This window comes from Paraburkholderia sp. C35 (genome assembly GCF_003121405.1).
In the GTDB taxonomy this organism is placed as follows: domain Bacteria; phylum Pseudomonadota; class Gammaproteobacteria; order Burkholderiales; family Burkholderiaceae; genus Paraburkholderia.
In genome coordinates, this window is sequence record NZ_QBUY01000188.1 from 1 (window position 1) to 8,864 (window position 8,864).

Genomic DNA, 8,864 nt, shown 5'->3' on the forward strand with positions numbered 1-8,864 from the left:
GTGTTGTCGACGTCGCCCTGTGTGGATACCGTCAGCCCGTTGTCGCCATACAGCGTGCCGTTGCGGTTGACGACGCCCGCATCCGCATTCACCTGTGCAGCCTGTTGCGCGCTGAGCGTGCCGCCGCTGTTGTCGAGTTTCGCGCCAGCGACGGTGAGCGCACCATTCGTCTGCACCTTGCCGCCGACGTTCGACAGCGCGCCCGTCGCCTTGACCTTGAGCATGCCCGCGCCCGCTTGCTGGAGCGTGCCGCTGTCATTGGTAATCGTGTTCGCCGAAACAGTCAGGCTGTTCGCGTTCGATGCAATCGTGCCGCCCGTGCTGTCGAGCGTGCCGCCTGCGCTGATCGTCTGGTCGGTGCTGCCGTACTGCGTCAGCCTGCCGTTGCGGTTGATGAGGTTGCCTGTCGATGTGACGGCAAGCGTATCGCCGTCGATGCTGCCGTTCGTGTTGTCGATGGACGCACCTGAGACGGTCGTCGCCGAGCCTGACAGCGTCCCGTTCACGTTGCTGAGTGCGCCCGTCGCGGTCGCACTCAATGCGCCGCCCGCCGTGACAGAACCGCTATTGGTCACATTCCACGCGCGCAGCACCGCGTCGCGCAGCGCGTTCACCTTGCCCTGATTCGTGAAGGTGGCCGCGCTCAACTGGACATTGCCATTGCCGCCAATCGTGCCGCCGACACCATTCAGCAGCGTGCCCGTCACACCGAGATTCAGGCCATCGCCATTGAGCGACAGGATCTGTCCGCCCGTGTTGTCGCGCGAAGCCGCATTCAACGTCGCGCCGCCTGCTGACTGGATCACGCCCTGACGGGTCGCGAGCGTGCCGCCCGCCGTGAGGCCGAGTGTCGACCCGGACACAATCTGTCCGCCCACGTTCGAGATGTTTGCCGCCGATGCCTGAACGGAACTGCCCGACAGCTTGCCGCCGTCACTCGTCAGCGTGCCGCCAGCGCTGGCGTTAAGCGCACCGCCCGCCGTGGGCGTGGCGTTCGACAGGTTCAGATTGCCGGTACTGGAAACTGTCAATGCGCCATTCGCCGACGTGTTGCGGCCGGCGAGATTGACGCCCGCGCCATGGATGGTCGTACTGCCGCCGCCCTGATTGCGGCCCGTAGCGGTAATCGCGCCCGTCGCCGTCACGGAGAGGTCGCCGGAACCGGCAATCGTGCCGTCACCGTTCACGCCTGCGCCGAGCGTCCCCGTCGACGCAACGCTGCCCGCGCTGATGGTCGCGTTCTGCTGCGCGGCGATCGTGCCGCTGTTGGTGAGCGCGCCCGACGTGCTCGTGCTGACGCTTTGCTGCGCGTAGGTCGTGCCGCTGTTGTCGATGCCATCGTGCGCGCTCGCCGTGATGTTCCCGCTTGCGTTCGTCTGACCGGCGAGCACCAGCTTGCCCTGTGTCGTCAGGATCAGATCGCCAGCCTGCGCCGCCAGCACGCCTTTGTTCGACACGCCGACGCCGTTCTCCGTACCGACCAGCACGATACGGTTCGCATACATCCCGCCCAAATTGCTCACGTCAATTGACACGCTGGGCACAGCGCCGCTGCCCGTAACAGGCGTGGCCGCAAGCGTGTTGTAGTCGACCGCGTTCGCACCTGTCACGACATTCAGGTTCTTCGCATAGATCGCCGCATTCGCCTGTACCGCGCGCGCCAGCAGATCAACCTGGTCAATATTCGCGCCGTTGAACCCGGCACCTTGCACGGTGATATTGCCGCCGGTGACGTTGAATCCCGCGAGCGAACCATCGGCCGCGAAGTTTGGCGTACCGGTCGTGAGCGTCGCGCGCGACGTATTGATAAAGCCGCCACCATCGACCATCAGCCCGTTCGGATTCGCAATAACAAACCGCATCCACCGGCCATCGATCAGCACGCGATCCGGGTCCGATGGATCGCGCTGGGCGTCCGGCAGTCCCGCCGCGATCAGCGCGCGTGCGCAACCGGGCCAGTCGCCCGGTTGCCCGGCCTCCGGCTCATTGAATGACGCCCACGACAGCGTGCCCAACACATCCGAGCCGTAGCCATGCGTTTCGCGCCAGTTCGCGCCGTGCGCCAGCAGGAACGCGGTCAATCCGGCGTCGCCACGGAATACGGCGTGGTTCAGCGCAGTCGCGTCCCAGTCGCCACCGCGCGCGGCAACGGGCCAGCCGCGTTCGACCATGGTCCTGACTGCGTCGGCGGAACCCCATGCCGCTGTGTCGGGCAGCAAGCGAAGCTGATCGGCAGGAAGTGAGCGGGGCAGATCAAGATCGGGGTGATCGGCCTGAATGCGCCGTGCTTCCACCGAATCGGCGCGCGCGCAGGCCGCCATGAACTCGTCCGCGGCGCTGGGCGTGTCGTCTGCGCCAGCGGCGCACAGCAGATCCGCGACGTCATGTTGTCCCGTTTGCATCGCCAGCCGCGAGGCGCTGATACCGTGAGGCGTGCAAGCGCGCGGATCGGCGCCCGCATCGAGCAGCGCCGCGATGTGACGCGCCGAGCGCCGCACGGCGATAGCACGCAGCAGCGGCGGTCCCCATGCCGTGGTCGGACCGGCTTCGACCGGTTCGTTCGGATCGCCGCCATGCGCCAGCAGCAGTTCGAGCGCGGCAGGATCGGTCATGTCGAGCGCCCGGCGCAGCGCATTCGTGCCGCCCACGCGCGCGCCGTGCGCCAGCAGCAGGCGAGTGCAGTCGGGCGCTTCCAGCGAGTGATAGAGCGATTCGCCATCGTCGGGATTCGCGCCGGCCTGCAGCAACATCTCCGTCATGACGGTATCGCGATTCACGCCCGCCGCGCCATATAGCGCGGACAGCCGTTCCGCTTCATCGGGCGATGCCAGCGAAGCAGGCGGATAGCGGTTACCAATGCTCGCATTGGGATCGGCGCCCGCCTGAAGCAGAAACCTAACGCAATCGCGCAGCCGTTCGGCGAATTCCGGCAGATGCCCGAGGCGCGAATGCGTGACGGCCACGAGGGGCGGCAGATTCAGCGGTCCGTCCGCACGATCGATCCAGCCAGGATCGGCGGCGGCTGCAGCGGCGATCACGTCCAGCTGTCCGCAAGCGCACGCCACCCACACATCCGTCGACGGCAACGCCGGATGATCGCGCAACAGTCGCGCCGCGACGCGCGGCCGTCCCGCGTCATAGTTGCCCGCCACGTCGCCGGCATAAACAAGGCTGAGCCAATGGCGGATCCACGCCTGCTGTTCGCGCTGCACGCCACGGCTTTCGACATACAGGCGAAGGTCCGCCCACGACGCGAAACCATATTCCCGCGCAAGGCAGGACTGCGCGTCGTGCAGACGCAGCCCAAGCGCGAGCACCTCGTCATGCGTTCGATGAGCAGCAGCGGGGAGAAATTCGATAAAGCGGGCAACGGCAGCCGGGTCGCCGTTGCGATAGAGGCGAAGCAGTTCTTTGGCCTGCTTCTTCAGATGGTCGGGATGAGCCTGCGAAGGCAGCGTCTTCATTGTCGATCCTCGTGCATGGGAGGCTGTCGGTCCGCAACACCGCCTGCACAAAGGATGGCGAGATCATGCGATGGCAATTCGCAGGTGAGTTCGACTCTTTCCGCGGACCCGGAAGCGGCCTGTACCGCTGACGAGATCGTAGAAGACGATGCAGCGTGCCGTCAAGCCACTACGTTCGCGCTATTCGTGCGGCGGCAGCAGTGCCAGCAGCAAACGCCGTAACTCCTGGCTTTCGCGCTTTGAGAGCCGTGCCGTGAGAATGCGCTCGACTTCCTCGACGCGCGGCCGCAAGGTCGCCAGTTGCTGCTTGCCGTCCGCCGTGAGAAAGAGCACATAGCTGCGCTTGTCGACGGGATCGTCGGACCGTTCGATCAAACCATTGCGCACCATGCGCGCGACGAGATCGGCGATGGTCGAACGGTCGACGTCGAGTTCATCGCCGAGCTGCCGCTGATTGACACCGGGCGTTCGATGCAGGATCTCGAGCGCCGCGTACTGGACGCTCGTGATGTCCGCGGAGACTTCGCTGAGCCACACGGCAACGTGGCGCTGCTGCGCGCGGCGCACCAGGCTGCCGGTGAATTTCGACAGCGCTTCGGGGTTGTCGTCAGGGTTGTCGTCTTGAGCCGGCAATTTCTGAGTGTCGCAGCGGTTAGCGCATGCGGAAGATTGGCCGGAAAAAGTCGGTCAGTTCCGCATAGGCATCGAGTGGAAGAACATGCGCGACGTATTGATCCGGACGGACCACGACAAGCGCACCCCGTTCGCGATCGATGCCGCGCTCGCCGAAGATACCAGTCGCTGCGTCGCTCGTAAATGCCTTCTCGTAGTCGATCAGGCCGTGACGTCCCTTGCGTGGCAAGAGCAACGCGGGCAACGCCTCGACGCGCACTTCGCGATGCGGCTGCTGCAGCACGGCGCGCAGATCGAAGATGCTGTCGATATCGGCGCCCTCGGGCGTGACGCGGCGCAGGAGCGAATCGGGCGAATTCAAAAGATGCTCGCACAGCGCATCCAGCGCCTGCCGGTTCGCGTCGGCGAATGCGTACAGACGCCAGCGGCCGTCCGCGCTGGCCGCGTGACCGAGATGCACGGGCTTCGCATCCGCGAGCCGCACCACGGGCGACGAGTGAAAGCGCGTGCCGATCGTGAAGCCTTTGGCAAGCGCCTGCCAGGTCGCTTCGCCCGTCAGCATGCCGGGCCGGTAATGCGTCGCGACGCCTGCCGTGTATCGTCCGGCGCGAACGAAATAGGCCTGCAATTCAGCGGGATCGACACCGCCCGCTTCCGGGCGTGCCGGATCTTTGGGCGGCGCGGCCATCATCGCCGACCACTCCTTGTCGAAATCGATCAGTTCCTGTGCGATCGGCTGACGCTCGTCGGAATAGCTGCGCAACAGGTCGATTTCGCTTCGCCCCTGCAACACCGCGCCGAGTTTCCAGCCAAGATTGAAGCCATCCTGCATCGATACGTTCATGCCCTGGCCAGCCTTCGCGCTGTGTGTGTGGCACGCATCGCCGGCAATGAACACGCGCGGCTCGCGAACGGTGCCGTCGGCGGCGATGGCGTCGTCGAAGCGATCGGTCAGACGCTGGCCCACTTCGTAGACCGAGAACCACGCGACTTCCTTCACATCGAGCGTGTACGGATGCAGGATGTGCTGCGCTGTTTCGATGATGCGATCGACAGTGGCCTGTTTGATGGTGTCGCGATTCTCCGGCGTGACTTCGCCCATATCGACGTAGAAGCGCACCAGATAGCCGCCTTCGCGCGGAATGATCAGCAGGTTGCCCTTGCTCGCGGACTGGATAGCCGCCTTCAGGCGAATATCGGGGAAATCGGTGACGGCGAGCGCATCCATCACGCCCCACGCATGGTTGGCGGCATCGCCGCGCAGCGTCTGGCCGATGGCGGTGCGCACCTGACTGCGTGAACCATCGCAACCCACCACATAGCGCGCCCGCACGGTGACCTGTTCGCCGAGCCGTGCAACGTCCGTGCGCCTTAACGTCACACGCACGGGATAGTCGCCGTCATCGTCGCGTTGCACGTCGACGAGTTCGAGGCCATAGTCCGGTTCGAGGCGCTGCGCCGAGCGACGCATCACGTCGAGCAGATAGTCCTGCACGCGCGCCTGATTGACGATCACATGCGGAAACTCCGACATACCTGCTTCGGTATCCTGAACACGGCCGGTACGGCGAATCGCGCCACGGTCCTGTGCATCGGGCCGCCAGAAAACAGTCTCGTTGACCCAGTAGGCTTCGCGCAGCAGACGGTCGCTCAGGCCGAACGCGTTGAACATTTCAACAGTGCGGCACGCGACACCATCGGCCTGTCCCATCTGCAACGGTCCGCTGCGGCGTTCGACGATACGTGTGCGAACAGACGGGAATTGCGACAGTTGCGCCGCCAGCACCAGACCCGCCGGACCGCTGCCGACGATCAGCACATCGACGGTGTCGGGCATCTCGACGCACGGTGCGCTATCGGCAGCAGGTTCGATGGTGGGATCGCCGACGCGGAAACCGTTCAGATGAAATTGCATGTTGTCTTCCTCCATGTTGCGGATGTCATCGTGATGAGAAATATACTCCGTACACCAACTATTTCAATGAAAATCCAGCCCGACTGACGTTTACCCTGGTTCGACAACAGAAATCCCAGTCATATCAGGTAAAACCCTAAGTCCTATTCCGTGTGACGGTCGACTCTGCTATAAATTGCGCCTCGTAGCTGATCACGTTTTAGCACGGCGATTTTTAGCAAGTCTCGCAGGGTGCAACGAGAGCATTTGATAGGAACGGCATGGCGCGCGTAGTGGTGGTGGGCAGCATCAACATGGACATGGTGGTCGTCACGGACACGTTTCCCCGTCTGGGCGAGACGCGGTTCGGCAAAGGCTTTTCGACGAGTCCGGGCGGCAAGGGCGCGAATCAGGCCGTCGCTGCGGCGCGTCTGGGCGCGCAGGTGACGATGGTCGGCCGCGTGGGCGCCGACGCCTTCGGTGAAGCGATGAAGGCGACGCTCGCACGCGAAGGCGTGGACGTGCAGCACGTCACGACCGGGCGCGAGGCGACGGGTATTGCCGCGATCACGCTGACGGGCGGCGACAACGCCATCGTCGTCGTGCCGGGCGCGAACTATGAACTGTCGCCGGAAGATATCGATCGCGCCGCCGATGCGTTCGAACAGGCCGACGTCGTGCTGGCCCAACTCGAAGTGCCGTACGCGACCGTACTGCATGCTGCACGCCGCGCCCGCGCGCTCAACAAGCCGTTCTTTCTGAATCCCGCGCCTGCCGTTGCATTGACCCAGGAACTGCTGGATCTCGTGACACTGCTCACGCCGAACCAGCATGAACTCGCAACGGCCTTGCAGACACGCGAAGAAGACTGGGCCGATGAACTTCAAAAGCGCCCCGGCCAGATCGCGATGACGCGCGGCGAAGAGGGCGTGTCTTACGCCGATGCGAACGGCCAGCTCGTGCACAAGCCGGGCTTCAGCGTCGATGCCGTCGATACGACGGGCGCGGGCGATACCTTCAACGGCGCACTCGCTGCGTTCTGGAGTCTCGGCATCGACACGGCAGTGCGCCGCGCGAATGCCGCCGCCGCGCTGTCCGTCACGCGCGCGGGCGCGCAGGGCGGCATGCCGACGCTCGCTGAACTCGATCAATTTCTCGACGCTCAATCATGAAGAAGCTTGGACATCTGAACCGCGATATCGCGCGCGTGCTGGCATCGATGGGTCACACCGACAGCGTCGTGATCGCCGATTGCGGCCTGCCGATTCCTGATGGCGTCGAATGCATTGACGTATCGCTGACGCTGAACGTGCCGGGCTTTTTCGACGTGCTCGATAGCGTGCTGGCGGATTTCAAGGTCGAGCGTGCGGTGTTTGCGAGCGAAAGCGCGGACCACAATGCCGCCGTCGTCGAGCGCATCGCGCATATGGCAGCGAACGGCATCGCCGTCGAACAGGTGCCGCACGAAGCATTCAAGCAGCGCTCGCGGGACGCGAAAGCGATTATCCGCACGGGCGAGTGCAGTCCCTACGCGAATGTGATCCTGCATTCGGGCGTGATCTTCTGAGAGGCACATCATGGAAGTGTTGATGCAGGGCATCGGCAAGGCCTTCGGACCGGTGCGCGTGCTCGAGGGCGTCGATTTCCACATCAGTGCGGGTGAGATTCACGCATTGATGGGCGAGAACGGCGCCGGTAAATCGACGCTGATGAAAATCCTGTGCGGCGTCTATCAGGCCGACGCGGGCAAGATCGTGATCGATGGTCATGCTGCGCAGATCCGCAATACGGTCGAGGCCGAGCGTGCCGGCATCGCGATCATTCACCAGGAGCTGAACCTCATCCCGCAACTGACGGTGATGGAGAATCTGTTCCTCGGCCGCGAACCGGGCCGCTTCGGTATTGTCGATTCCGCGCGCATGCGGCGCGACGCGCGCAAGTGGCTCGACATGGTCGGCGCGAACGACATCGATCCGCAGACGGAAGCGGGCGCGTTGTCGATTGGCCGGCAGCAACTGGTTGAAATCGCCAAGGCGTTGTCGCTGGATGCGCGCGTGGTCGTGATGGACGAACCGACCGCTGCGCTCACCAACCGCGAAATCGACACGCTGTTCGAGATCATGCTGACGCTGAAGGCGCGTGGCGTGGCCATCGTCTATGTGTCGCATCGTATGGAAGAAATCTTCCGCATCTGCGACAAGATCAGCGTGCTGCGCGACGGTCACTTCGTTGGCGAACGCATGATCAGGGACACGAGCTTCGATGAAATCGTGCGCCTGATGGTCGGGCGTGAACTTGGCGAGCGCTTTCCGAAGCGTCAGCACAAGCCGGGCGACGTGCGTCTGCAAGTCAGGGATCTCGCCGATGAAGGCAATATCGCTGGCATTTCGTTCGACGTGCGCGCGGGCGAAGTGCTCGGCATCGCCGGATTGATGGGCGCGGGCCGCAGCGAAATTCTTCGCACGCTGTTCGGCGCCAATCGGAAGACGCACGGCACCGTCACGCTCGACGGCAAACCGCTCGACGTGCGCGATGCATCGGCGGCAATTGCGGCGGGCATCGGCTTCGTCACGGAAGACCGTAAGGGGCAAGGTCTCGTGCTCGGCATGTCGGTACGCGAGAACGCGACGCTCGTGCATCTGGACAGCTACGCAACGTTTGGTTTTGTCGACAGCAAGGCGGAGCGGCAGGCTGTCGATGGTCTGATCGAACAGTTGCGCGTGCGCACGCGCGACGCGGAACTTGACGTGAAGTCGCTATCGGGCGGCAACCAGCAGAAGGTGGTGTTCGCGAAGTGGCTGGCGCGCCCGCCGAAGGTGCTGCTGCTCGACGAACCGACGCGCGGCGTCGATGTGGGCGGCAAGGCCGAGATC

At 64.1% G+C, this 8,864-nt stretch carries 5 protein-coding genes and 2 pseudogenes; 3 read left to right on the forward strand and 4 right to left on the reverse strand.

The genetic code is table 11. The annotated features are described in order from the left end of the window. The 4 genes and pseudogenes from DK391_RS43230 to DK391_RS43240 form a co-directional block, all read right to left on the reverse strand. Positions 1–1,457: pseudogene (locus tag DK391_RS43230) on the reverse strand (filamentous hemagglutinin); the annotation flags it as partial. After that, a pseudogene (locus DK391_RS45545) lies at positions 1,449–3,464 on the reverse strand (hypothetical protein); the annotation flags it as partial. The pseudogenes DK391_RS43230 and DK391_RS45545, both read right to left, overlap by 9 nt. A gap of 180 nt (positions 3,465–3,644) precedes the next feature. Next, positions 3,645–4,097 carry a MarR family transcriptional regulator gene (locus DK391_RS43235; protein WP_109484140.1) on the reverse strand — a complete coding sequence of 151 codons (453 nt, stop codon included), beginning with the start codon at positions 4,095–4,097 and terminating at the stop codon, positions 3,645–3,647. Between the two features lie 19 nt (positions 4,098–4,116). Beyond that, a complete protein-coding gene (locus tag DK391_RS43240; protein WP_109484144.1) occupies positions 4,117–6,012 on the reverse strand; it encodes an FAD-binding monooxygenase in 1,896 nt (631 codons plus the stop codon). 260 nt (positions 6,013–6,272) lie between these two features. Between DK391_RS43240 and rbsK the strand changes: the two genes are divergently transcribed. The 3 genes from rbsK to DK391_RS43255 all read left to right on the forward strand — a co-directional run. Beyond that, positions 6,273–7,163, forward strand: a complete 891-nt coding sequence (gene rbsK, locus DK391_RS43245; protein WP_109484141.1) for a ribokinase — start codon at positions 6,273–6,275, stop codon at positions 7,161–7,163. Then, positions 7,160–7,558, forward strand: coding sequence for a D-ribose pyranase (gene rbsD, locus DK391_RS43250; protein WP_109484142.1), 399 nt, complete (start codon positions 7,160–7,162; stop codon positions 7,556–7,558). Before rbsK ends, rbsD begins: the two co-directional genes overlap by 4 nt. Positions 7,559–7,568: 10 nt before the next feature. Further along, positions 7,569–8,864 (forward strand): sugar ABC transporter ATP-binding protein (locus DK391_RS43255; protein WP_109484143.1); only part of this gene is annotated, 1,296 nt, incomplete at its 3' end.